The sequence below is a fragment of the Roseovarius salincola genome, assembly GCF_026891095.1.
Lineage (GTDB): Bacteria > Pseudomonadota > Alphaproteobacteria > Rhodobacterales > Rhodobacteraceae > Roseovarius > Roseovarius salincola.
Genome location: NZ_JAPTNL010000001.1, coordinates 20,586 through 44,194, shown reverse-complemented (window position 1 = coordinate 44,194; position 23,609 = coordinate 20,586). Strand labels below are relative to the sequence as shown.

21 protein-coding genes are annotated in these 23,609 nt (G+C 62.6%); 7 read left to right on the top strand and 14 right to left on the bottom strand.

The window, feature by feature from the left end:
• Positions 1 to 6 precede the first annotated feature (6 nt).
• The 3 genes from N5A93_RS00210 to N5A93_RS00200 all read right to left on the bottom strand — a co-directional run bounded on the left by N5A93_RS00210 (position 7) and on the right by N5A93_RS00200 (position 3,701).
• Positions 7 to 381, bottom strand: a complete 375-nt coding sequence (locus tag N5A93_RS00210) for a hypothetical protein (protein ID WP_268953047.1) — start codon at positions 379 to 381, stop codon at positions 7 to 9.
• Positions 378 to 2,189: an ABCB family ABC transporter ATP-binding protein/permease gene (locus N5A93_RS00205; RefSeq protein ID WP_268953046.1), complete on the bottom strand. Its 1,812-nt coding sequence runs from the start codon at positions 2,187 to 2,189 to the stop codon at positions 378 to 380. The genes N5A93_RS00210 and N5A93_RS00205 overlap by 4 nt, the downstream gene beginning before the upstream one ends.
• A gap of 126 nt (positions 2,190 to 2,315) precedes the next feature.
• Positions 2,316 to 3,701, bottom strand: coding sequence for a LysM peptidoglycan-binding domain-containing protein (locus tag N5A93_RS00200; protein WP_268953045.1), 1,386 nt, complete (start codon positions 3,699 to 3,701; stop codon positions 2,316 to 2,318).
• Between the two features lie 102 nt (positions 3,702 to 3,803).
• Here N5A93_RS00200 and N5A93_RS00195 point away from each other — a divergent pair, with 102 nt between their 5' ends.
• Positions 3,804 to 4,355 carry an LOG family protein gene (locus N5A93_RS00195; RefSeq protein ID WP_268953044.1) on the top strand — a complete coding sequence of 184 codons (552 nt, stop codon included), beginning with the start codon at positions 3,804 to 3,806 and terminating at the stop codon, positions 4,353 to 4,355.
• On the opposite strand, the gene rarD is transcribed toward N5A93_RS00195, so the two are convergent.
• The 7 genes from rarD to N5A93_RS00160 form a co-directional block, all read right to left on the bottom strand.
• Entirely contained in the window at positions 4,316 to 5,212 is an 897-nt protein-coding gene (gene rarD, locus N5A93_RS00190; RefSeq protein WP_268953043.1) for an EamA family transporter RarD, read from the bottom strand. The two genes, N5A93_RS00195 and rarD, sit on opposite strands and share 40 nt — an antisense overlap.
• Before the next feature lie 98 nt (positions 5,213 to 5,310).
• Positions 5,311 to 5,769: a host attachment family protein gene (locus N5A93_RS00185; protein ID WP_268953042.1), complete on the bottom strand. Its 459-nt coding sequence runs from the start codon at positions 5,767 to 5,769 to the stop codon at positions 5,311 to 5,313.
• 147 nt (positions 5,770 to 5,916) lie between these two features.
• Positions 5,917 to 6,516 (bottom strand): superoxide dismutase, encoded by a 600-nt coding sequence (locus tag N5A93_RS00180; protein WP_268953041.1) that lies wholly within the window; start codon positions 6,514 to 6,516, stop codon positions 5,917 to 5,919.
• A gap of 97 nt (positions 6,517 to 6,613) precedes the next feature.
• Positions 6,614 to 7,186, bottom strand: a complete 573-nt coding sequence (locus N5A93_RS00175; RefSeq protein WP_268953040.1) for a sarcosine oxidase subunit gamma — start codon at positions 7,184 to 7,186, stop codon at positions 6,614 to 6,616.
• A complete protein-coding gene (locus tag N5A93_RS00170) occupies positions 7,179 to 10,190 on the bottom strand; it encodes a sarcosine oxidase subunit alpha family protein (RefSeq protein ID WP_268953039.1) in 3,012 nt (1,003 codons plus the stop codon). The genes N5A93_RS00175 and N5A93_RS00170 overlap by 8 nt, the downstream gene beginning before the upstream one ends.
• Entirely contained in the window at positions 10,187 to 10,516 is a 330-nt protein-coding gene (locus tag N5A93_RS00165) for a sarcosine oxidase subunit delta (protein ID WP_268953038.1), read from the bottom strand. The genes N5A93_RS00170 and N5A93_RS00165 overlap by 4 nt, the downstream gene beginning before the upstream one ends.
• Positions 10,517 to 10,601: 85 nt before the next feature.
• A complete protein-coding gene (locus tag N5A93_RS00160) occupies positions 10,602 to 11,846 on the bottom strand; it encodes a sarcosine oxidase subunit beta family protein (protein WP_268953037.1) in 1,245 nt (414 codons plus the stop codon).
• A gap of 217 nt (positions 11,847 to 12,063) precedes the next feature.
• Between N5A93_RS00160 and ccmI the strand changes: the two genes are divergently transcribed.
• Genes ccmI through N5A93_RS00145 form a run of 3 tightly spaced genes read left to right on the top strand, consistent with a single transcriptional unit; the run spans position 12,064 to position 14,050 of the window.
• Entirely contained in the window at positions 12,064 to 13,323 is a 1,260-nt protein-coding gene (ccmI, locus tag N5A93_RS00155) for a c-type cytochrome biogenesis protein CcmI (protein ID WP_268953036.1), read from the top strand.
• Positions 13,320 to 13,796 (top strand): Holliday junction resolvase RuvX, encoded by a 477-nt coding sequence (gene ruvX / locus N5A93_RS00150; RefSeq protein WP_268953035.1) that lies wholly within the window; start codon positions 13,320 to 13,322, stop codon positions 13,794 to 13,796. Before ccmI ends, ruvX begins: the two co-directional genes overlap by 4 nt.
• On the top strand, positions 13,793 to 14,050 hold the full coding sequence (locus N5A93_RS00145; RefSeq protein ID WP_268953034.1) for a DUF1289 domain-containing protein: 258 nt from the start codon (positions 13,793 to 13,795) through the stop codon (positions 14,048 to 14,050). The genes ruvX and N5A93_RS00145 overlap by 4 nt, the downstream gene beginning before the upstream one ends.
• A 10-nt stretch (positions 14,051 to 14,060) precedes the next feature.
• Here the strand turns inward: N5A93_RS00145 and N5A93_RS00140 are convergent, their stop codons facing one another.
• From N5A93_RS00140 to dusA, 3 genes are all read right to left on the bottom strand, one after another.
• A complete protein-coding gene (locus N5A93_RS00140) occupies positions 14,061 to 14,849 on the bottom strand; it encodes a hypothetical protein (protein WP_268953033.1) in 789 nt (262 codons plus the stop codon).
• Positions 14,843 to 15,667, bottom strand: a complete 825-nt coding sequence (locus N5A93_RS00135; RefSeq protein ID WP_268953032.1) for a sulfite exporter TauE/SafE family protein — start codon at positions 15,665 to 15,667, stop codon at positions 14,843 to 14,845. The genes N5A93_RS00140 and N5A93_RS00135 overlap by 7 nt, the downstream gene beginning before the upstream one ends.
• Before the next feature lie 101 nt (positions 15,668 to 15,768).
• Positions 15,769 to 16,797, bottom strand: a complete 1,029-nt coding sequence (dusA, locus tag N5A93_RS00130) for a tRNA dihydrouridine(20/20a) synthase DusA (protein ID WP_268953031.1) — start codon at positions 16,795 to 16,797, stop codon at positions 15,769 to 15,771.
• 108 nt (positions 16,798 to 16,905) lie between these two features.
• On the opposite strand from dusA, the gene N5A93_RS00125 reads away from it, so the two are divergent.
• Complete coding sequence (locus tag N5A93_RS00125; RefSeq protein ID WP_268953030.1) at positions 16,906 to 18,090, top strand: site-specific integrase; 1,185 nt, start codon at positions 16,906 to 16,908, stop codon at positions 18,088 to 18,090.
• A 34-nt stretch (positions 18,091 to 18,124) separates the two neighbouring features.
• Here N5A93_RS00125 and N5A93_RS00120 read toward each other — a convergent pair whose 3' ends face one another.
• The gene (locus N5A93_RS00120) at positions 18,125 to 19,441 is read right to left on the bottom strand and encodes a hypothetical protein (RefSeq protein ID WP_268953029.1); all 1,317 of its coding nucleotides are present in this window, start codon (positions 19,439 to 19,441) and stop codon (positions 18,125 to 18,127) included.
• A gap of 211 nt (positions 19,442 to 19,652) precedes the next feature.
• Between N5A93_RS00120 and N5A93_RS00115 the strand changes: the two genes are divergently transcribed.
• Positions 19,653 to 22,124: a DUF8426 domain-containing protein gene (locus tag N5A93_RS00115; RefSeq protein WP_268953028.1), complete on the top strand. Its 2,472-nt coding sequence runs from the start codon at positions 19,653 to 19,655 to the stop codon at positions 22,122 to 22,124.
• Complete coding sequence (locus tag N5A93_RS00110) at positions 22,121 to 23,431, top strand: McrC family protein (protein ID WP_268953027.1); 1,311 nt, start codon at positions 22,121 to 22,123, stop codon at positions 23,429 to 23,431. Before N5A93_RS00115 ends, N5A93_RS00110 begins: the two co-directional genes overlap by 4 nt.
• The last annotated feature ends 178 nt before the right edge of the window (positions 23,432 to 23,609 follow it).

The following is a 23,609-nucleotide window of genomic DNA, read 5'->3' as shown; positions in this document are numbered from 1 at the left end:
CGCGGCTTAGCGTCGCTTGGCGCGCTCACTTGCCTCACCTTCGCCCGCCGCGCGCTCTTCAGGCGACAATCCGGCCCACCAATCGCCGTAGCTGCTGTTCGCGGGGTGTCTTGTGCCCTCATCGGGCGCGCCGTCGTCCCACCAGACAGGGCCACGCTCGCCAAGACGGCGCTTGGCCGCGTCCACCGAGTTACGCGCAGCGCGTTCCTCTTCAGGGGTGGTGGCCAGTTGCACGGCGCGGCGTGCCTGCATCAATGCCTTGATGGCCGCGCGCCGGTCGCTGTCGTCCAGCGCGGGATCCGTCTTGCGCCATAATCGTCCTCTGGCCACGAAATAACGCCCGTCCGGCGTTTGTGGATAGACCTTGTCACGGCGGGTCATGCGGCTTCTTCAGCCTGCTGGCGCTGCCAGAGGCTGGCATAGCGCCCCTGACGCGCCAAAAGGTCGGCATGGCTGCCCTCTTCGGCGATCTTGCCATCCTCCAGCACCACAATCCGGTCAGCATCGGCGACAGTGGACAGGCGATGCGCGATGGTTATCACCGTGCGCCCCTGCCCCGCGCGCTTGAGCGCGCCCTGGATGTCGCGCTCGGTCTCGGTGTCAAGCGCGCTGGTGGCCTCGTCAAGCAACAGGATCGGCGGGTCCTTCAAAAGGGTACGGGCAATGCCGACGCGCTGCTTCTCGCCGCCCGACAACTTCAGCCCCCGCTCGCCGACTTGGGTGTCATAGCCATCTGGCAAGCCGATGATGAAATCGTGGATCTGCGCGGCCTTCGCCGCCTCCTCAACATCGGCCTGACTTGCCCCGGCGCGGCCATAGGCGATGTTGTAGCCGATCGTGTCGTTGAACAGAACCGTATCCTGCGGCACCACTCCGATGGCCTGATGCACACTGTTCAGCGTGAGGTCGCGCAGGTCCTGCCCGTCGATCGTGACCGCCCCCTGCTGGACGTCATAAAAGCGAAACAACAGGCGCCCGATGGTGGATTTACCCGACCCCGACGGGCCGACAACCGCCACGGTGCGCCCCGCAGGCACTTCAAGCGTGATCCCCTTGAGGATCGGGCGCTCTGGATCATAGCCGAATACGACATCGCGAAACAGCACCGAGGCCCCGCCCACCTTCAGATCTCTTGCATCCGGCTTCTCGCGGATATCGGGCTCTTGCTCCAGCAGGCCGAACATTTCCGCCATGTCCACCAGCGCCTGCCGGATCTCGCGATAGACCGTGCCAAGAAAATTCAGAGGCATGGTGATCTGGATCATGTAGGCGTTGACCATGACGAAATCGCCCACTGACATGCTTCCACTTTGCACGCCGATGGCGGCCATCACCATCACCACGACCAACCCGCCGGTAATCAGCACCGACTGGCCGAAATTCAGGAAGGCCAGCGAATAGGATGTCTGCAAGGCCGCCCGCTCATAGCCCTGCATGGCCGCATCATAGCGCTGCGCCTCGCGCATCTCGGCGCCGAAATACTTGACCGTCTCGAAATTCAGCAGGCTGTCGATCGCCTTCTGGTTGGCATCGGTATCCTGGTCGTTCATCTCCTTTCGCTGCTTGACGCGCCATTCGGTGACCTTGAAGGTAAAGGCCACATAGGCCGCAATCACCACCATCACGACGGCCAGATACCAGAAGTCAAAAAGCGTCCAAAGCACCACGCCGATCATCAGGAGTTCCAGCACCAGCGGCCCGATCGAGAACAGCAGGAAGCGCAACAGAAACTCGACGCCCTTGACCCCGCGCTCAATGATCCTGCTCAGCCCGCCGGTCTTGCGGGTGATGTGATAGCGCAACGACATCTGGTGGATATGGGTGAATGTCTCCAGCGCCAGACGCCGCAGCGCCCGCTGCGCCACCGGCGCGAACAGCACGTCGCGCAATTGCTGAAAGCCGACATTCATCAACCGCGCAACGCCATAGGCCACTGTCAACCCGACAGCGCCAATGGCCAGCATCCAGGCATCGCCGCTGCTTTCGCCCGCCAGCGCATCGACCGCCGCCTTGTAGAAGAACGGCGTGCCCACGGCAATCAGCTTGGCCAGCACCAATGTGATCAATGCCAGCACCACGCGCCGCTTGACCCATGTCTGACCCTCGGGCCAGAGATACGGCGAAACACGCCGGATCGTGGTCCAGCCATCGGCGGGCATTTCGGTGGTGGTCAGGGTGGTTCGACGCATGGGCGGGCCTGTTCGATCTGTGCCGCGCGACCCTATGCGCAGGGGCCGCGAATGGCCAGCCCCGCCGCATTGCGGCAATGCGCGGTTGAGATGGAATTGGGCCACGCGCCATCGCGCGCAGCAAAGTCAGTCTTCGGCGGCGGGCGGCACGGTAAAGACCTGTCCGGGATAAATCAGATCCGGGTCGCGGATGCGGTCGCGATTCGCCTCGAAGATGCGTACATACATCAGCCCCTCGCCGTAGTTGCGCCGCGAAATCGCCCAAAGCGTATTGCCCGGCTGCACGGTCACCGCGCGCACCTGCGTCGCACTGTCTTCGCTTTGGGTCTCCTGCGCGGCCAGAACGGCCTGATCCTCCCGTTTGAACGGGGTTTCCACGCGCGAGGTCACATTGCCCTCATCATCAAGCTCGTCGACCCGCAGAGTATAGACACCACTCTCCACATCCGGCAGGTCCATGCGCCACTGCCCGTCCTGTGCGATGGGGGCAGCGCCCTGCGCGCGATTGTCCAGATATGCGCGCACGAAACCAAGCTCCTTGCCACGCCCCGACAAAACCACATCGCCTTGGTCCGAATAGGTGATCGCATCGATCGCAACGCTCGTCATCGCCTCGGGCGGGGCGCCTTGGGGTTCGGGCACCTGAAGCACGCGTACACCGCTTTCGTCCGACAACAGCACCGCCCGTCCGGTGGCGGCCTGCGCTGCGGGCTCAGGTGTGACCGGTTCGGGTATGTCCCGGGTCCGCGGCGCCTCGGGTGTTTCGGGTGGCGCAGGCGCATCGAGGGCGGCCACGTTCGGTGCGGCATCCTCGGGAGGGGCTGACGCGGGGTTCTGCCCCTGCGCTGCGGAACCCTGCGCCTGTGCGGTTTCGCTGGTCTCTTCGGGTTCGGTGCTCTGCATCTTCGCCGTGCTCTCCTGCGTTGCCCCGGCATCAGGTTCGGCTTGGGAGTCCACTACGGCAGGCTGACTTGGCGTGATGATGATCTCGTCATGCGATGCGATCTCGTCGCCGGTCTCGGGCGAACGCATGGCCAGGCTCAGAACCCGCGGCTGATCGCTTCCTTCCAGCGAGAAGAACTCCACGAAATCGCCCGCTCCCCCGGCATTGAGAGTGCGAAGGCTCTGACCGTCCAGCAGAACCGACGTCTCCCAGCCGGGCTGCGTGCGCCCCGCCACCAGCATGCTGCCATCGGGATCAAGACGGAAGGTGCTGATCCGCGGCGGTTCGGGCAGGTCGGGCGTGGCTTGCGTGACGGGTTGATCGGCCTCAACGGCTTCCGGGGCAGGCGCATCTTGTGATTTTTCATCATTGGCTTGCTGGTCGCTCCTGACCTCATCGGACCTTACCTGACCGGCCTCGGTCGATACCTCGGGCTGCATCGCTACGGGCTCGTTCTCATGCAGCGGCGCGATCACCCCTGCCACATAAAGAGCGGCCCCGGCGACCACCACGGCCACCGCGGCTCCGGCGATGAAAGGCCAGGTGCTCCCGGCCAGTGTCTTGCTCATGCCATCCCCCTGTGGCGCGTCCCCCGCCATGCGCGGTTGCCGGACCATAGCAACAGGGCTATCACTGGTCAAAACAACCCTTTGATCACTGGGAAGAAACCGATGCCGTCAGCCTCTGTATGTGTCTTTTGCGGCTCACGCGCCGGAACGCGGCCGGCCTATCAGGCTGCCGCGGTGGAATTGGGTCATGCGCTGGCCGCGGGCGGCTGGCAACTGGTCTATGGCGCGGGCGATGTGGGACTCATGGGCTCTGTGGCGCGCGCCGCTCAGGCGGCGGGGGGCGATACTTTCGGGGTGATCCCTGTCCATCTGCTGCAGGCCGAAGCCGGCAAGCACGACCTGACCAGTTTTGTCGTCACCGAAACCATGCACGAGCGCAAGAAGGTGATGTTCATGAATTCGCATGCCATCGTGGTCCTGCCGGGCGGCGCGGGATCGCTCGATGAGTTTTTCGAGGTCCTGACATGGCGACAGCTGGGCCTGCACCAGAAGCCGATTTTCCTTCTGAACACGGAAGGCTACTGGAATCCGCTCACCGGGCTTATCGACCATGCAATCGCCGAGGGCTTCGCCGATGACAGCCTGCGCGGTTTCATTCAGGTGATCGATAGTGTTCAGGAGCTTTCCAAGGCCCTGCGCGCCGCCCTGTCCTGACGCCAGGCTGCCGACGTATAGATCGCCAGCGCCGTCCATATCATCGCGAAAGCGATGGCATGCCAGAAGCTGAACATCTCCTGAAAAAGCAAGGTCGCCACCAGGAATTGCAGCGTCGGGTTCAAATATTGCACCAGCCCCACCGTCGCCATAGTGACGCGCCGCGCCGCATAGCTGAAAAGGATCAGCGGCGTACCGGTCAGCGGCCCCGAAAAGGCGAGCGTCAGGCTTTCGCTCCAGCTATGCCCGAAGGCACCCTGCCCGACAGAATGGGTGCTCCACAGGATCACCAGCGCGATGGGTGACAACAGGATCACCTCGGCCGTGACCGAAACCACCGGGCCGACGCTCAGGCCCTTTTTCGCCAATCCATAGAGCCCGAAGGACAGCGCGAGCCCCATTGAAATCCAGGGCGCGACGCCCAACCCCCATGTCAGTGTGACGACCGCGACCGCCGCCAGCGCCACCGCCAGTTGCTGCGCACGTCCCAATCGCTCGCGATAGGCAATTGCACCAAGTGCAACCGCGACCAGCGGGAAGATGTAATAGCCAAGCGATGCCTCCATCGCCTTGCCAATCTGGATCGAAGTGATGAACAGAAACCAGTTGGTCGAAATGGCGATCGCCGCAAAGCCGATCACCAGAAATGAATGCCGTGCGCCAAGCGCCCGTCCCAAAAGGGAAATCCGCCCCTGAATCAGCAAGACACAGGCAAAGAAAAGGCAGGACCACAGGGTTCGGTGGGCCAGAACCTCGATCGGCGGAACATGATCGAGCAGCTTGTAATAAATGCCCGACAGCCCCCAGACGGTGCAGGCGGCCACCATCGCCGCCACGCCTTTCGCTGCCTCGTTCATGCCGTCTCCGCCGTGCTGTGCTTGCGCCAGTGCTGGCCCAGCATGCGGCGGAAGGCAAGCGGGAAATGCCTGCGGGCCCCGCTTGCGTCGCGCGTGATCTAGCTCTCGCCGGCTAGTGCGGCTTTCAGCAGGCTTTCGATCTTTCCGATCGGGTGGTTGGTCATGTCCTTGTCGATCTCGGCAACGACCCGCGCGCTTACCTCCTTGTGGAGCTTGTCACGCAGCGTTCCCAAGGTGCGCGGCGGCGCGACCAGAACGATCTTTTCAAACGCGTTGCGATGCGCCAACCGATAGAGGATATCCGACATCTCGGCGGCAAAGCGATCCTTGGCCAGCCGGTGCCAGTCGGCTTCCTCCATTGACGAGCGCTGGCCCATGCCGTCATCGGGCATGCGCCCCGGCTTGTCGCTGACCTGTTCGCCGGCAGGCGGGTTTTCCTGGCTCTCCATGCGCACGACCTTGAGGAATGGATCCTGCCCGTCAGTCACGTTTTCCAGAAACAGGGCCTTCTCTCCGTCGGCCACAAGAACCCATGCGCCATGTGCAAGCTCGGTCATGAAAATCTTCCCTCTTATTTGATGCTACAAAAACATAAGCATCGCATGGGATCCGGAAAAGGCCATGACTTCGGTCAATCCCATGAAATGCGAAACCCCGCACCGGGTTAGCGGCGCGGGGCAAGATTTCGCTGATGTCTCAGACGCTTACATGCGCCCGGCAACGTTCTCCCAGTTCACCAGATTCTCCAGGAAATTCTGCAGGTAGGCCGGGCGCTTGTTGCGGAAATCGATGTAATAGGAATGCTCCCACACATCGCAGGCCAGAAGCGGGGTCTGGTCAAAACACAGCGGGTTCACGCCGTTCTCGGTCTTGGTAACCTTCAGGCTGCCATCGGTATCCTTGACCAGCCATGCCCAGCCAGAGCCAAACTGACCCGCGCCCGCCGCGGCGAATTCTTCCTTGAACTTGTCAACCGATCCAAACGCTTCGGTCAGTGCCTTTTCAACCTCACTGGGCATGCCCGTGCCGCCGGGCGCCATCATTTCCCAGAACTGGTTGTGATTCCAGTATTGCGAGGCGTTGTTGAAGATGCCGTTTTGCGCCACGGCCTTGGGGTCATATGTGCCCTTGATGATCTCTTCAACGGATTTGCCTTCCCACTCGGTTCCTGCAACGGCCTTGTTGCCATTGTCCACATAGGCCTTGTGGTGGATGTCGTGGTGGTATTCCAGCGTTTCGCGCGACATGCCATGATCGGCCAGCGCGTCATGCGAATAGGGAAGATCGGGAAGTTCAAAAGCCATTTAGGGCCCCCTGTTCGTTATCAGAATGCGTGTGGTCTTACATGGTGACCTTGGCGCTGCAAGGTCAAGAGGCTGGCGGCATTTTTCCGCGCCGCCCTCAGATGAAAAGCCCCGCTTCGCTGCCGGGTGCGGCGGCATTCCTGAGAAGGTTGAAGGCATATTCGGCGACCGAACGGAAGCACACGACCTGCACGCTTTGAGCGTCAGGCATCCAGATCGCCGCCGGAATCTGCGCCATGCGGGTGCGGCGGAACTGGCCGGGGCCAAAAGCCTCGGGCGCCATATCCACCGGGCACAACTTTGCGATGACCTCGCGCGCGCCGACCCCGCCCGAGACCCGCAGCAGGGCGCGCGCATCCGACACGTCGGCGACGAGCGCATGCTCTCCCGAGATGTCCTTTTCCAGTTTGTCACGCAACTCCTGCGCAGCGTCGTAGGCGCCAAGGATCAGCAACTCATCAGGCGACATCCAGGCCACGGCCCTGTCACCTGCCACCTCGATCCCGCGCGCCTCGGGCAGATCGACACCCGCCGCCGCCTTCACCGCCTTTCGCAGCGTGGCCGATGCCAGATCGCCGCGCAGGGTGATCATGGCCCGCAGGCCCATATCCTCGACGCGGACGAAACCCTCATGGGATGCACCGTCAAGCGCACTCACTGCCTCAGACATTCTGCTTCTCCCCGTCCTTGTCGTAGAAAACCGGCTCGACGATCTTGGCGCGCATCACGGTGCCGTCCACCTTCGGGAATTCCAGCACCTCGCCCATCCGGTCCGGCCCGTTCAGCACCAGCCCCATGGCGATGCCCCGTCCGAGGGTCGGCGAATGATAGGTCGAGGTCACCCGCCCCTGCACATTGCGCTGGCCATTGGCGTTATTGCCCTGCGCGGTGGCATAGGCCCCGTCCGGCAGCGTCGCCCCGTCCAGCGTTTCAAGCCCCACCAGTTTCCAACGGGTCGGGTCGCTCATGTGGCGGCGTTCCTGCGCGCGCTTGCCAAGGTAATCGTCCTTCTTCTTCGAGATCGCCCAATCGAGGCCAAGATCCTGCGGGATCACCGTGCCGTCGGTCTCGTCACCGATCATGATGAACCCCTTCTCGGCACGCATGATATGCAGGGCCTCGGTACCGTAGGGCGTCACGTCGAATTCCGCGCCCGCCTTCAGGATCATATCCCAAAAGGCACGCCCATGACTTGCACGAACCGCGATTTCGTAGCTCAGCTCGCCAGAGAACGAGATGCGGAACACGCGCGCCCGGATCGTGCCGAACGTCACATCCGTCCAGCCCATGAAGCTCAGCGCCTCGGCGCTGATGTCGTCATCGGTCAGCTTTTCAAGTACCTTGCGTGCCTTGGGGCCGACGACCGCGACCTGTGCGAATTGCTCGGTCACGTTGGCCGTGTAGACCTTCCAGTCCCACCACTCGGTCTGAAGCCATTCTTCCATATGCGCATGGATCGACTCGGCCCCGCCGGTGGTGGTGTGGCACAGGAACGTCTCTTCATCGAGACGCGCGACCACACCGTCATCCATCAGAAAGCCGTTCTCGTTGCACATCAGCCCATAACGACAGCGCCCCGGTTTCAGCGTCGACATCATGTTGGTGTAAAGCATGTCCAGGAAGCGCCCCGCATCGGGGCCCTTGACAATGATCTTGCCCAGCGTCGAGGCATCCAGCAGCCCGAGGCTGTCTCGTGTCGCCTTGACCTCGCGCTGCACGGCATCCTCGATGCTTTCGCCCGGTTTGGGGAAGCAATAGGGTCGCCGCCAAGCGCCCACCGGCTCCCAATAGGCACCGTTTTCGGCGTGCCAGCGATGCATCGGCGTCTTTCGCAGGGGCTGGAATGTCTCGTTGCGCGCCTCGCCCGCGATCGACGCCAGCGAGATCGGCGTATAGGGCGGACGGAAGGTGGTGGTGCCGGTCTGCGGAATGGGCTGACCCAATGCATCCGAAAGGATCGCCAGTCCGTTGATATTGCTCAGCTTGCCCTGATCCGTGGCCATGCCGAGGGTAGTATAGCGCTTGGCGTGCTCGACCGATTCAAAGCCCTCACGCGCTGCCAGTTGCACATCGCTGACCTTGACGTCATTCTGATAATCCAGCCACGCCTTCATCCGCAGCTTGACGCCCGCGCCTTGCGGCATCAGCCAGACCGGCTCGATCCCGGCCTCCTTGGGATTGTCCGCAACTGGCACCTTGCTGCGCTTGGGCGTGTGACCCGTTGCTTGCGCGGCAGCCTTGCCGGCAGCATCCGCGCCATTCAGAACATCGGCGAGATCCAGATGCCCCTCGGCCGCCCCGGCACAGCGGACGAAGCCTTGGCCATCTGCGCCGGTGGGCGCGTTATCCACATCCGGGCGGAACATGGCTTTTTCTTCATCCCACAGTAGCTTACCGCCACAATGGGACCACAGATGCACGATTGGCGACCAGCCGCCGGACATGGCGACCGCATCGCATCTGATCTCCTCCAGCGCCGCGCCTTCACCGGCCTGCACGCAGATTTCCACGGCCTCGACGCGCTTCTTGCCCTTGACCCGGGCGATGCCCTTGCCATTCTCGACACGAATTCCCAGCTCGATGGCCTCACCCGCCAACGCGCCGCCGCCACTTGCCCTGGTGTCGACAATGGCCGGAATCTCCAGCCCCAGTTTTTTAAGGGTGATCGCGGTGCGATAGGCATCGTCGTTATTGGTCACGACCACGGTGCGATCGCCGATCGACACCCCGTAATCGACCGCATAATCGCGCACCGCCGAGGCCAGCATCACACCCGGGACATCATTGCCCGAGAAACAGATCGGCCGCTCAATGGCGCCTGTCGCGGTCACGATCTGCCCGGCGCGGATCCGCCACAGGCGATGCCGCGGGCCGCTCGCATCCGGGCGATGATCGTTTACCCGCTCATAACCCAGAAGATAGCCGTGATCGTAAACCCCTGCCCCCATCATCCGGCGGCGCAAGGTGACGTTTTCCATCGTCTCCAGAACGGACACGATTCCGTCCACGAACTTATCCACAGGCTGCCCGTCCACCGTCCCGCCATCGACCGGCGCCCGCCCGCCCCAGTGGGGGGTCTGCTCCATCAGCAGCACCTTGGCGCCCGCATCGCCCGCCGCCTTGGCGGCCTGAAGACCGGCAACCCCGCCACCGATCACCACCACGTCGAAAAACGCGTAGAAATGCTCGTAGCTGTCCTGATCCCGATCACGCGGCGCGCGGCCCAGACCCGCCGACTGGCGGATGATCGGCTCGTAGACATGCTTCCAGAACGGGCGCGGGAACATGAAGGTCTTGTAATAGAAGCCCGCGGGCAGGAACCGCGACAGCTTCGCGTTGATCGCGCCGATGTCGAATTCGAGGCTCGGCCAGTGGTTCTGGCTGGCGCAGGTCAGCCCGTCGAAAAGCTCGGTGGTCGTGACCCTCTGGTTGGGTTCAAACCGCGCGTCCTCGCCCAGACCGACCAGCGCATTGGGCTCCTCGGCGCCGCTCGACACGATCCCGCGCGGGCGGTGATACTTGAACGAGCGCCCGACAAGCATCTGATCATTGGCCAGAAGCGCCGAGGCCAGCGTATCGCCTTCGACCCCTTTGAAACGCTTGCCGTTGAAGGTGAATTCCAGCGTCCGCGCCTTGTTCAGAAGGCGGCCGCCATTGGCCAGACGTGTGCTCATGCGAACTCTCTCCAGCTCCAACCCGGCCGCCTGGCCGAGATCCTGTCCTTGATATCCTGCGGCGGCTCGGTCGTCTGCGCGCTATAGGTGCCGAACACCTCCAGCGTGACGGTGCAGCGCGCGGCGTGAAACCACTTGCCGCAGCCATTGGCATGGCGCCAGCGCTCGAAATGCACCCCCTTGGGGTTCACCTTCTCGAACAGGTAGCCGTGGAATTCGTCATCGCTCGATCCGGGGCCGTGGCGCTTGATATGCGCCTCGCCGCCGCCATGAAATTCGGTCTCTTCCGCGGTCACACCGCAGCAGGGGCAGGTCAGGATCAGCATGTCGTGCCTCCGGTAATCTGATGGCCAGGGCGCTTTGGACGGCCCTGGCGGAATACGTCTGGAAAACCTGCGTGCGAACCGGCCATCAATGCGCCACCCCCGCGGCGACACTTTCGTCGATGAAGCGGCCTTCGCGGAAACGTTCCAGTCCGAATTCCGCCGTCAGCGGCGAATGCCCCTTGGCCATCAGTTCCGCAAACCCCCAGCCCGAGCCGGGAATCGCCTTGAAACCGCCGGTGCCCCAGCCGCAGTTGATGAACACGCCCTCGACAGGCGTTTTCGACAGGATCGGCGAGCGATCCCCGGTCATGTCCACGATCCCGCCCCACTGGCGCAGCATCTTGAGGCGGCTGATCATCGGGAAGGTCTCGACCAATGCGCGCACGGTTTCCTCGATATGGTGAAACGAGCCGCGCTGCGTGAAGTTGTTGTAGCCGTCCGCGCCGCCGCCAATCACCATCTCGCCCTTGTCGGACTGGCTCATGTAGCCATGCACGGTATTGGCCATCACCACCACGTCCATGCAGGGCTTGATCGGCTCGCTGACCAGCGCCTGCAGGGCCACGGATTCGATCGGCAGGCGGAAGCCCCCCATATCGGCCAGATGCCCCGAATGACCCGCCACCACGATGCCCAGCTTGTCACAGGCGATGTCGCCTCGATTGGTGCTGACCCCTGTCACGCGCCCGCCTTCGCGGCTGATGCCGGTAACCTCGCATTTCTGGATGATGTCCATGCCCATGGCACTGCACGCCCGCGCATAGCCCCAGGCCACCGCATCATGGCGCGCCGTGCCCGCGCGCGCCTGCCAGAGCGCTCCCAACACCGGATAGCGCGGTCCCTCCAGGTTGATGATCGGCACCAGTTCCTTGACACGTGAGGGTGAGATGAATTCCGTGGTGACGCCCTGCAACGCGTTGGCATGGGCGGTGCGCTCATAGCCGCGCACCTCGTGCTGAGTCTGCGCCAGCATCATCACGCCACGCGGGCTGTACATGATGTTGTAGTTCAGATCCTGGCTCAGCGTCTCATAAAGGCTGCGCGACTTCTCGTAGATCGCGGCCGAGGCATCCTGAAGGTAATTCGAGCGGATGATCGTGGTGTTGCGCCCCGTGTTGCCGCCCCCCAGCCAGCCCTTTTCCAGCACCGCGACATTGGTGATGCCGAAATTCTTTCCCAGGTAGTAGGCCGTCGCCAGCCCATGCCCCCCGGCCCCCACGATGATCACATCGTATTTTTTCCTGGGTTCAGGCGAAGCCCAGGCCCGCTCCCAGCCCATATGGTTACGCAGGGCTTCGCGGGCGACGGCAAAGGCGGAGTAACGTTTCATGCGCGCTCTCTGAAGAGTGTTGGAATCGCAGGCCATCCTGCCATGCCAGCGTAATGCGACAGAACCCTGATTCAAAGGATACCCGGCGCGGCATAAAACGCCCAATTCGCGACATTGAGACATCACGCCGCGATCCACCCGTTGCCCTGCGTGCCTTTGCCTCTTTTTTCCGCTGGCATGGACCGCTACATGGAGGGACGGTTTTGGCGGAGTAAGCATGATTTTCTGGATCGTCAGTGGCGCGCTTGCGCTTGTGGTCAGCATCATCCTCGGGTTGACCCTTCTGAGGGGTCGTATCGGCGACAAGCCGCCTGCGGCCTATGACCTGCAGGTCTATCGCGACCAACTAAAGGAGGTGGATCGCGACCTTCAACGCGGGGTCGTCGGCCCCGAAGATGCCGAGCGCACCCGCGCAGAAATCTCGCGCCGGGTTCTGGCTGCCGACGCGCAGCTGCGCGACGGCGGCGAAAGCGGCGGTCAACCGAGTCGCGGTGGCCGCGTGGCGGTGCTTTTGCTGGTGGTGGTGCTGGCGGCGGGGTCGGTCGGTCTTTACAGTCAAATTGGCGCGCCGGGCTATTCCGACCTGCCGCTCAAGACGCGCATGGCGCAATCTGACGCGGCGCGCGCCAACCGCCTGGCTCAAGCCGAAATCGAAGCGCAGATGCCCGCCGCCGCGCTCAATCCCGATGCGACGCCGCAGTTCCTCGAACTGATGGAGCGTCTGCGCGAGACCGTCGCCGAGCGCCCCGACGATCTGCGCGGGCTGACTTTGCTGGCGCGCAACGAGGCCGCACTTGGCAATTACCCGGCGGCATATGCAGCGCAACAGCGCATCATTGATGCGAAATCAACTGATGCCAGCGCCTCGGATTACGCCTATCTGGCCGAACTGATGGTCAGCGCGGCGGGGGGTTATGTCTCGAAGGACGCCGAGCAGGCGCTGCGCGCCGCGCTCGAACGTGACCCGCGCAATCCGCCCGCGCGCTATTACCTTGGGCTTTACCTGATGCAGGTCGACCGCCCCGACGCCGCCTTCCGCACTTGGGACAGGCTGTTGCGCGAAAGCGCCCCGAACGCGCCTTGGGTCGCGCCGATCCGCCAGCTTATCGAAGAGGTCGCTTGGCGCGCCGGCGAGACCGATTACAGCCTGCCGCCGCTGCCCGATGCGCCCGCAGCCGCCACAGGCGCGGCCACCGCCCCCGGTCCCGGCGCCGACGACATCGAGGCCGCCAGCGAACTGAGTACTGAAGAGCGCGACCAGATGATCCGCTCGATGGTGGCGGGCCTTTCGCAACGCCTTGCCACCGAGGGCGGCAACGCCGCCGAATGGGCCCGCCTGATCGGTGCGCTCGGAGTGCTTGGCGACACCGAACAGGCCCGCGAAATCTGGACCGAGGCCCAGGGGATTTTTGCCGAGGACCAGCAGGCGATGGAGATTCTGCGCCAGGCCGCGCAATCCGCCGGCGTGGCCGAATGATCTGCGAAGCGGTCGAGGATTTCGCCGCCGCCCTGCCGTCGGGACGCGCGCTGATTGGGCTGGATCTTGGCACCAAGACCATCGGCGTCGCGCTTTCGGATCGCCTTCTTTCGGCGGCGACACCGCTTGAAACCGTGAAACGGCGGAAATTCAGCCTCGACGCCGCCCGGCTGCTCGAAATCGCCACCGCGCGCGAGGTCGGCGGCATCGTTCTTGGCCTGCCGCGCAACATGGACGGGTCCGAAGGGCCGCGCTGCCAATCGACCCGCGCCTTCGCCCGCAATCTCGAGAAGCTGACCGACCTGCCGATCGCCTTCTGGGATGAGCGCCTGTCCACAGTAGCCGCCGAACGCGCCCTGCTCGAGGCGGATACGACCCGAAAGCGTCGCGCCGAAGTGATCGACAATGTCGCCGCCTGCTATATCCTTCAGGGTATATTGGACCGTTTGAGTCACATGAGAGCAGGCAGATGAAGGACGAGCAGCGCAATAACGATCGGGTCTGGACCCGCGACGAGGTCGAAAGCCCCTGTGTGCGGCTCTGCGTCGTGCATCCCGAGGCGCGGATCTGTACAGGCTGTTATCGCAGCATCGACGAGATCACGCGCTGGTCGAAGATGGAGCCCCAGGAACGGCGCGATATCATGGCCGCCCTGCCAGAGCGCGCACCGCTTCTGGCCAAGCGCCGTGGCGGTCGCGCCGCCCGGCTCAAACGCAGACAAGGCTAGCTCAGCCCCGCTATCGCAAATCCAGCCAATCGCGCGTGCCCGCCGGCAGCTCGGGGCGGAAATAGACGATCATCCGCCCCTCGGGCGGCGCGCTCGCGCCCTTTCCCCAAGGCGCCACGCCATGCAGCGCGTGGCGATGCAAGAGATAAGCCTCGCCCGGCACCGCGGCGATCTCGACGCGCTTGCAGGTCTCGAACACCGCGCGGCGCGCCGCCTGATAGGGCGCGGTCAGGTCGATCCCGCCCCAGTCGCCTTCTGGATGCGCGCCAAGGGCCTCGGCGAACATCTGGTGCATGATCCGGTGACTGCCCTCCCAGACCACCATCGGGCTGGCCGTGGCGCTGCATCTTGTCAGCGGCAAGCCAAGAATATAGGCGTGCCGCTCCCTCAGCATCCGCTGGCGCGCCCGGCCAACCGGCAATAACCCGTCCACATGCGCCGCGTCCCGCTTCAGCCTGTAGCGCGCCGCCGCCTCGCTTTCGCCCTTGCGTGGGCGAGGATAGCCCGGATAGATCACCGAAACCTGCCCGCGATGCAGCGCCGACACCCCATAAAGATCGCAGGCCGTGCGAAAGGCCGCCCCGGATAGCGGCCCCGCCTGCCCCACCGCACCATCCGGCCCGTTGGGCAGCGTGTCGACGCCGACAAACCAGGTGCCCCCGCATTGCAGCCATTTGGCCTGCGCCTCGGGTGTGTGTATCTCTTCCAGCGCCAGTTCGCGCGCCTGCGCGGCCCAGGCCGCGAGCTCTGGTTCGGCCGGGAATACGACCCAGCCCTTGTCGTGCAGCGCCTCTACCATCCCAGCGATTTGCGCAGCATGTTCAACGCGACCAGCGTGATGAACACCGCAAAGATCCGCTTGAGCGGCTTGGGGTCTGTCGCATGTGCCAGCCGCACGCCCCAAGGGGCAGTGATCAGCGTCATGGCGATCACTGTCACGAAGGCCACAAGGTTCACGGCACCGAAGGTCAGCGGCGGGCGGTTCTCGGGTGCTATTTCAAGAAACAGGAAACCGACCACCGAAGGCAGCGCGATGGTTACGCCGAACCCCGCCGCCGTCGCCACTGCCCGATGGATCGGCACGCCGTAAAGGCTCATGATCGGGACGCCGAAACTGCCCCCGCCGATCCCCATCAGTACCGACAGGAACCCCAGCACCGGCGACATGACCGCCCGCGTGATCCCGACCGGCATCTGCGGCCCCAGCCGCCAATGCGCGCGCCCGAATCCGAGGTAAAGCCCCACCACAACCCCGAGCACGCCAAACACCCCTTGCAGCGTGGTCGAGCGCAGGCTGGCCGCGACCAGCACGCCGACCACCGCGCCCACCGCGATCCCCGGCGCCCATGTGCGCAGGATCGACCAGTCCACCGCGCCCTTCTTGTGGTGGCTCAGGACCGAACGCACCGAGGTCACGATGATCGTCGCCAGCGATGTCGCCAGACAAATCTGCATCAATTGCGGTCCGTCATAGCCAAGTGTCTGGAAAGCATAGAAAAAGGCCGGCACCAGCACGATCCCGCCGCCGACACCCAACAGGCCGGCCAGCACCCCGGCAAAGGCGCCGATCACCAAAAGCATCACCAGCATCTCGATCAGCAGCATCGTATCGGGCATGTCCGCGCCTTTCCTCTGTCCTCGCGCAGCAGGCTTACACCTGCGCTCCGCCAAGGGAAAGGCCACCCATGCTCTTCTTGCGCCCTGGCCCGCGATGCCCCTCAGCCCTGCGCTTGCGCGGCCACCACCCCGGGCGCGACCTGCGCCAACGCCGCCTCGACCAGTTCAGGCCCCGCGCCGGGGCGGCTTGCGCCCTCGGACAGGATCCGCCGCCAGGCCCGCGCTCCGGGCCGCCCCGCAAAAAGGCCCAGCATGTGGCGCGTCACTTGGTGCAGCCGCCCGCCCGACTCCAGGTGGCGCGCGATATAGGGCAGCATCGCGCGCACCGCACCCTCGGGCGTGCTGTCGGGACCATCCTCGCCAAAGATCACCCGATCAGCGGCGCACAGGATGTCGGCGGGCTGATGATAGGCCGCGCGCCCCACCATCACGCCGTCCAGGCCGGCCTCTAGGAAACCACGCGCCTGATCCAGCGACTCGACGCCGCCATTGACCGACAGGTGCAGCCCGGGAAACACCCCCTTCATACGCAGCACCAGCGCATGATCAAGCGGCGGGATAGCGCGGTTCTCCTTGGGCGAGAGCCCCTGAAGCCAGGCCTTGCGGGCATGGATCGTGAAACGCTCCACTCCGGTCGCCCCGACCCGCGCCAGAAACTCGGGCAGGATTTCCTCGGGGTCCTGCTCATCGACACCGATGCGGCATTTCACCGTGACCTCGACCGGCTGCGCCGCGATCATCGCCGCACAGCACTCGGCCACAAGGCCCGGATCCTTCATCAGAACCGCGCCGAACGTGCCCGATTGCACCCGGTCGCTTGGACAGCCGACATTGAGATTGATCTCGTCATAACCCGCCAGCGCTCCCAATCGTGCGGCCTCGGCCAACTCACGCGGATCGGACCCGCCCAGTTGCAGCGCGACGGGATGCTCCTCAGGCCCATATTCCAGCAGATGCACCGCCCCCCCGCGCACCAGCGCCGGTGCGGTCACCATCTCGGTATAAAGCAACGCACGCCGCGACATCAGCCGGTGCAGATACCGGCAATGCCGGTCGGTCCAGTCCATCATCGGCGCGACCGCCAAAAGGGGCATATTGAAATTATTGGATTTTTTATCTTTATCAGCCATTTATCGCCCAGTCCTCAAGCCCGTTCTTGTCTCATTTGTTGTAAATCGCGCCTATTTCGGGTAGGATTTACAACAAATGTTGTAACTTGGGCCAAATGTTGTAACCCCATGGGTACCATCATCAAGCGAAAGCGCAAAGACGGCACTTCCTCCTGGCTTGCCCAGATCGCCGTTCGGCGGGCTGGAAAAACCGTCTGGCGCGAGAACCGGACCTTCGAGCTGCGCTCGACAGCCGCGGCCTGGATCGAGAAGCGCGAGAAGGACCTCGCCAAGCCTGGCGCCCTCGAAAACCTGCCCATCGGGGAGACGCGCCGCCGCGAAGTGACCCTCGGCGACGCCATCGACAAATATGTGGAAGACAGCGCGAAGGCAATCGGTCGGACCAAGGCGCAGGTGCTGAAAAGCATCAAGGAGTTCGACATCGCGAACAAGCTCTGTGCCCAGATCGACAGCGCCGACATCGTGGCCTTCGCCAAGGAGAAGCTGAATACCGGTGTCTCGCCGCAGACCGTATCTAACTACCTGTCACATCTCAGCGCGGTCTTCACAGTGGCCGGCCCGGCCTGGAACTATCCGCTGGACGAGCGTGCGATGCGCAATGCGATGATCGTCGCCAAGAAGCTGGGCCTGACCCAGAAGAGCCGTCACCGTGATCGGCGGCCAACACTGGACGAGCTCGAGCAGTTGATGACGCACTTCCTCGACCGCTCGATCCGCCGCCCCTCCTCTGTACCCATGCATCGCGTCATCGCCTTTGCGATCTTCTCGACCCGGCGGCAGGAAGAGATCACCCGGATCAAATGGGCGGACCTGGACAAGGAGGGCAAACGAATCCTTGTGCGCGACATGAAGAACCCCGGAGAGAAGATTGGCAACGACGTCTGGTGCGACCTGCCCGATCCGGCCCTGGCGATCATCGAGGCGATGCCCAAACACGCGAGCCAGATCTTCCCCTACTCCACGGACGCGATCAGCGCTGCGTTCACTCGGGCAACGCAGTTTCTGGGGATCGAGGATCTGCGCTTCCACGACCTGAGGCACGAGGGCGTCTCGCGCCTGTTCGAGATCGGTTACAACGTTCCACACGCGGCTGCGGTTTCCGGCCACCGGTCATGGACGTCGCTCAAGCGCTACACCCACCTGCGCCAGACCGGCGACAAGTTCGAGGACTGGAGCTGGATCGCGGAAGTCACCGCGCGGGATCCAAGGCAGCGCAAGAGAAGTTCAGTGCGGCGAGAAGATGCCGCCAGACTTCGGAGAAAACGGGTTCGGAACCCTAGAGGTGAAACATGAGAAATGCCCGTCAAGTATCTGATATAAGGTAATCTTAATCGTCTTGATAGAGACGCGTGTAACGCTCATCCGGTGCCACCCACTGTTCCAGAAACTCCAGCGGATCGAGCGTTCCCATCATGGACCGTGCCAGATCAAGCCGAGTGGATAAGGCCAGGCACCTGTGAGGCTCGACGCCGGCAAGACGCTCTTCCGCCTCGCGAAAAAAGCTTTCCATCGACATCGCGGCGGACCATTTCTGAATCACTTCGGAAAGTTGTTCACGGCTTTGGGCAAGGGCCTTGTCCGCGTTGCGTCGATCCTGTTCGCGCTTCCAGCGTTCCTGCTGTTCCTCCCATTCGCGTTGCTTTCGGATGGCCGCCGCCTCGGCTCCCGCAGTCTTGGACTTGAGGTCCGGCACGACAGCTTCCAGCTCTTTCACGATCCTCGGGAACATAGTCGACAAGTTCCGCTTTGGTGTTTCTTGCCAGATCGCTGACCAGTCGACGCCCCGTCGCGGCGCATAGGCAACAAGCCGGAAGCGCCCGGACGGAACATCGTTCTCGGTCGTCCAGGAATGGACAAGCTGGTGTGGTCGGGCGGCTTTCACGACCGCACTGTCGTCCCGCACATACTTGCCCTTGACGTATCTGAGCGTGACCCGTTCGGACATTTCGACGAGCGCAAGACCGATGGGAACCTCGCCGATATAGGCGACGGTCGGGCGGTGCGGTGCCCAAATCCGTCCGCAGGAATAGCGCCCGTATTTGCGATCCTTCTCCGGAACCTCCCGCTCTTCGATCTGCGCCCGAAACAATGGTTGATCAGGCGGTGCGAAGGTCACGCGATACCCTTTCCGCTCGAACGCATCGTAGAGCCCATTCGCGAGGTCCAATGCGCGCAGCAGCTGCGCCTCGGACGTCACGATGTCCGGCAGAAGGAGCTTGTAGGGTCGAAGAAACTCGTACTCGTCGATCTTGCGCGTCTTGCGATAATGCGGCTCGACGCCGCGAAGGATCGGATGCCGAGCATCCTTGCGCTGCCTGCCACGACTTGGTGACGACACCGAAGATCTGGTGGCAGGCGTTACGGGACGCGCGAGCGGCGTATCCGCCGACCAGACAAGCTGATCGCCTGGCTTTGCAGGGGGAAGTGGAGGTCGTGGAGCGGCCTTTCCGACCGCCTTCTTCTGCCAATAGCCAGCGGGAGGCCGAGGCACAGCCAGAGACGTACAGACCCAGGCGAGATAGGAACCGGAGACACCGTACTCGGCCGCCAGGTGGCTGATGGGTGTCGACCAGACCTTTTCGTAAAGCTCTTCTCTCGTGACTTTTCTGCAGCGGGACACAGTGGTGGTGGTGTCGTCGGGCAACTCTTTGTTCTCGAAAATTCTGCCCAATGGGACGTTCGCCAATCAGCCCCATACGGTGCCGCCAACTCAGGTTACATCTGTCTGAAATACCGTTTATAATTCCGATATCCGAAGCTCAAGACGCGAAACCAAATGATCACGATCGCGGGCAGTATCTTGAAGCGTAGCCCCGTCGAAGACTGCAGTCAGATGAACAACGAAGGACAGTGATTTGAGGGACGAAGCAGAATTCAAGGCGTGGCTGGAAGAGAAAGGGCAGTCACCCCAGACGGTTTCCTCTCGGATCAGCAGTGCGAAACGGGTAGAGCAGTACCTTGGTGATCTCGATGAACTTTTTTCAACTCAGACGAAAGAAAAGGTTCTCGAGAAGTTCGCCTATAGCACTGAAGATGAACGTGGAGGACGACCAAACCCTTCACCAGTACCAGTAAATGGTGTCTTAAGAACTGGGCTGGCCAGCATTCGGCAAGCACTCGAACTCTATCACAGCTTTCTGGCAAACCCTCGAAACATGCCAGATAAATCGGCCCATCAGTCTTTGGTTGATCGACTGTCCCGCGCCGAGATTGAACGCGCGATGGATGCTTTCGATTTGCGTGAAACGGCCGAGTTTGAGACCTTGTTTTCTGCGTTCAAGGAACCAACGAAATACTGGGTCAGGTCGACAAAGCCTCGAGAGGACAGAAAGTACCCGACAAAACCAATCGTCGGATTTTTGAGTCAGAAGACCTCAAGCACGTTGAATGGTGGCTGGAGCCAACCTTCTGATGCGGCAGCAAAACTGCACGAGGCGGGATATGTCATCGTTGACAAGAATGACGTGCCGCTACCGCTGCCGGATGAATATTTGCACCTGATGCGCGGTGCCGACAGAGCCCGTTTCGTAGCCCTCAACTACTTTATCGAACCGGCGCGGGAAGCTGGACAGTCAAGCGTCACCATTCGCGCAGGTGATCTTCACGATCTATGCGGGCTCGAGAAAAACTGGGCGAACGTCTGTCAGGCCTTGGAAGGCGAAAAGTTTCAGTCTCTGGCCCAGGTGGCTGCTCCGAAAATTGAGGGGCCTGCAAGAAGTACCACGACAATGTTCACCTTCGAGCTCGGACCAAAGGACTTCATAAATGGCGAACACATGCCGCATTCAGCAAATACGGCCGCAGAAAACTTGATCCTGTTCGGCCCGCCCGGCACCGGAAAGACCTATCGTACGGCGGCCGAAGCCGTAAGGCTATGTGGGGAGGAAGTGCCGGAGGACCGCGACGATCTCATGGCCGTCTACCAAGGCCTGCTGGCCGCAGGGCGGATTGAATTCGTCACATTCCACCAATCCATGGCCTATGAAGAGTTCGTCGAGGGCCGACAGCCGATGACCGGCGCGGATGATAGCGAGGACACATCCTCGGCCGGTTTCCGGCTGGAGACGGTGCCCGGTATTTTCAGGCGCATCGCGAAACGTGCGGAGACCAGCCGTGGACATGCATCCGACGAGGAGATGGTACGTTTTGACGGCCGCCAGGTCTTCAAGATGTCAATTGGCGAAGCGAACAATCCCGAAGACGCGCATCTTTTCGAGGAAGCAATCAAGGGCGGCTACGCCCTTCTTGGCTTCGGGGACATCGACTGGTCCGATGACAAGTTTGCGAACCGCGAAGCCATCATCGAAGCGTGCAAAGCTCGCGGCGACCAAAACGGCAATGTGGATGCGCGATCCGGCGTGGTGCAGATGCCCTTCATCTTCCGGAACTGGGTCCGAGAAGGTGACATCGTCATCGTATCGAAAGGCAATGGCCTGTTTCGGGCCATAGGGGAGTTTACCGGCGGCTACGAATTCGCCCCCCGCCCCGAAGGCGGGTATGCCCATCGTCGCGCCGTCCGTTGGCTATGGGTCGATCGAGAAGGCGTGCCTGTCGATGAAATCTACTCCCGAAAATTCTCACAAAAGTCGATTTACGCGCTCTATGATGCCGAGCTCAACGTGCCGGCCCTGGAACGCTACATGAACAGCCAGCAGAACGAGGGGCCATCCGAACCCGAACCTTTCGTCCTGATCATCGACGAGATCAACCGCGCCAATATCTCCAAGGTGTTCGGCGAGTTGATCACTCTCTTGGAGCCGGACAAACGGCTCGGCCAACCGAACCAACTGAAGGTGCGCCTTCCGTATTCCGGGGACGAGTTCGGTGTTCCGTCGAACCTGCATATTGTCGGGACAATGAACACGGCAGACCGCTCCATCGCGCTGCTCGATACGGCTCTGCGGCGGCGGTTCACATTCCGCGAAATCATGCCCAATCCGTCCGTTCTGAAGGAGGCTGCCGCCCGCACGGGGATCGATCTGCCGACCCTTCTGACGATCATCAACGAACGGATCGAGTACCTCTATGACCGTGACCACCAGATCGGTCATGCGTATTTCACCGGCTGCGACACCCGAGCGGATGTGGACGAGGTCATACGGCACAAGGTGATCCCGCTGCTCGCCGAGTACTTCTTCGAAGACTGGGGTAAGATCGCCGCGGTGCTGGGCGATCTGGATACGCATGACGGGCCGATAGAGGGCGGCTTTCTGAACAGGTCCGTCCTGAAGGCACCGCCGGGGCTCGACAATGGTGAGGCGATGCCGCGCTTCCGGTGGGACGTTCGCAAAGACAGCTTCAATTACGCGCGGCTGCTCGGTTCATGATCCGCCGCACGCTCCGCGAATGGCAGCGCATCGGCTACGGCTACGGCGACGACGACACGACCATCCCGCCCGCCGAGGCTGATCGCATTGCCGCCCTTGCGGCACGTTCCAGCTTCGCGGGCCGAGGCGGCGAAGGTGTGCTCGAACACGGCCGCAAAGGTTTGCGGGCGCGCGGCGTGGTCGGCGTGATTGCCGCGCCGGGCTGTCAGCTGGAGATCCTCCCGAAGATCGAGGGCCTGGGAGAACACGAGACCACGGACGAAGCCCTTCGCCGCCGCCTGATCCACATGCTGGCGGTTGTTCACGATCTGCGGATCGATGCAGGATCGTTGGCCCAGCTCGGATGGCAGAAGGACACCATTCTGGAATTGTTGATCCGGCTGTTTTGTGCACGCCTCATGGAAGCGGTGCGCATGGGACTGCCGCGCCGGTATGTGGATCACGCAGACGACCTCCCTGCCCTGCGCGGCAGGCTCGATGTCACCCGGCAGTTTTCACGCCATGCGGTGGCGCCGCAAAAGCTGGCCTGTCGCTATGATGACTTATCCTCTGACATTGCGCTCAACCAGGTGATGCGCGCCGCCGTGACCCGTTTGCAGCGTGTGGCTCAGGCCCCCGACAATCAGCGTATCCTGCGCGAGTTGGGCTTCGCCTATGCGGACGTGACCGAGGTTCCTATCCCTGCGCTGCGATGGGACCAAATCATACTGGATCGGACCAATCAGCGGTGGCGCGAGCTTCTTTCCTTCGCGCGGCTCCTGCTTGGGGATCGACATCAACAGACCAGTGCCGGGGCTGTGGATGGTCATGCGCTCTTGTTCGAGATGAATGCCTTGTTCGAGCAATACGTTGCCAGACTGATCACCCGTGCTCTGGCCGGAAGCGGTTACCGTGTCGCAGCGCAGGGCGGGCACCGTGACTGCTTGTTCGAAGCGGGTACGGGGCGGTTTCGGACCAAACCTGACCTCATCATCCGGCAGGGGGATCGAACCGTCCTCGTCATTGACACGAAATGGAAACGGATGGCGCCGCGCATCGACGACCCGAAGCAGGGTGTCAGCCAGGCCGATGTGTATCAATTGATGGCCTATAGCCAGCTCTACCGCTGCCCGGAGGTCATGCTGCTCTATCCACACCACGGTGATTTGCCGCCCGAGCCGATTTGTACCCGCTACGCAATCGCCAGCGACGGTGCCGAAGAGACCCTCCAGGTTGCGACCCTGGATGTCACCGGCCCTGCACATGCGCATATCGAAGCCCTGAAACACCTGTTGGCGCGGACCTTGCCTGCCGCGGTCGCAGCCTGAGCGCTTCTCAGGCAAGATATACGCGCGGCAGAGACGTCCGGTGCGACCTGCCCGACCCACCGCCGGAGATCATCAGGGCCACCAGACCTTTCACGTTAAATCGGACAAAAGTCCGCTTTGAGCCTGTTACACCGGATTATATTCCGCCTTGCGGTGCGTTTTGTTGACTTCTCATGTA

What these genes read in the sequence shown, in the direction of transcription:
- N5A93_RS00210 (WP_268953047.1), bottom strand. Translation starts at nt 381, where the DNA reads ATGACCCGCCGTGACAAGGTCTATCCACAAACGCCGGACGGGCGTTAT.
- N5A93_RS00205 (WP_268953046.1), bottom strand. Translation starts at nt 2,189, where the DNA reads ATGCGTCGAACCACCCTGACCACCACCGAAATGCCCGCCGATGGCTGG.
- N5A93_RS00200 (WP_268953045.1), bottom strand. Translation starts at nt 3,701, where the DNA reads ATGAGCAAGACACTGGCCGGGAGCACCTGGCCTTTCATCGCCGGAGCC.
- N5A93_RS00195 (WP_268953044.1), top strand. Translation starts at nt 3,804, where the DNA reads ATGCCGTCAGCCTCTGTATGTGTCTTTTGCGGCTCACGCGCCGGAACG.
- rarD (WP_268953043.1), bottom strand. Translation starts at nt 5,212, where the DNA reads ATGAACGAGGCAGCGAAAGGCGTGGCGGCGATGGTGGCCGCCTGCACC.
- N5A93_RS00185 (WP_268953042.1), bottom strand. Translation starts at nt 5,769, where the DNA reads ATGACCGAGCTTGCACATGGCGCATGGGTTCTTGTGGCCGACGGAGAG.
- N5A93_RS00180 (WP_268953041.1), bottom strand. Translation starts at nt 6,516, where the DNA reads ATGGCTTTTGAACTTCCCGATCTTCCCTATTCGCATGACGCGCTGGCC.
- N5A93_RS00175 (WP_268953040.1), bottom strand. Translation starts at nt 7,186, where the DNA reads ATGTCTGAGGCAGTGAGTGCGCTTGACGGTGCATCCCATGAGGGTTTC.
- N5A93_RS00170 (WP_268953039.1), bottom strand. Translation starts at nt 10,190, where the DNA reads ATGAGCACACGTCTGGCCAATGGCGGCCGCCTTCTGAACAAGGCGCGG.
- N5A93_RS00165 (WP_268953038.1), bottom strand. Translation starts at nt 10,516, where the DNA reads ATGCTGATCCTGACCTGCCCCTGCTGCGGTGTGACCGCGGAAGAGACC.
- N5A93_RS00160 (WP_268953037.1), bottom strand. Translation starts at nt 11,846, where the DNA reads ATGAAACGTTACTCCGCCTTTGCCGTCGCCCGCGAAGCCCTGCGTAAC.
- ccmI (WP_268953036.1), top strand. Translation starts at nt 12,064, where the DNA reads ATGATTTTCTGGATCGTCAGTGGCGCGCTTGCGCTTGTGGTCAGCATC.
- ruvX (WP_268953035.1), top strand. Translation starts at nt 13,320, where the DNA reads ATGATCTGCGAAGCGGTCGAGGATTTCGCCGCCGCCCTGCCGTCGGGA.
- N5A93_RS00145 (WP_268953034.1), top strand. Translation starts at nt 13,793, where the DNA reads ATGAAGGACGAGCAGCGCAATAACGATCGGGTCTGGACCCGCGACGAG.
- N5A93_RS00140 (WP_268953033.1), bottom strand. Translation starts at nt 14,849, where the DNA reads ATGGTAGAGGCGCTGCACGACAAGGGCTGGGTCGTATTCCCGGCCGAA.
- N5A93_RS00135 (WP_268953032.1), bottom strand. Translation starts at nt 15,667, where the DNA reads ATGCCCGATACGATGCTGCTGATCGAGATGCTGGTGATGCTTTTGGTG.
- dusA (WP_268953031.1), bottom strand. Translation starts at nt 16,797, where the DNA reads ATGGCTGATAAAGATAAAAAATCCAATAATTTCAATATGCCCCTTTTG.
- N5A93_RS00125 (WP_268953030.1), top strand. Translation starts at nt 16,906, where the DNA reads ATGGGTACCATCATCAAGCGAAAGCGCAAAGACGGCACTTCCTCCTGG.
- N5A93_RS00110 (WP_268953027.1), top strand. Translation starts at nt 22,121, where the DNA reads ATGATCCGCCGCACGCTCCGCGAATGGCAGCGCATCGGCTACGGCTAC.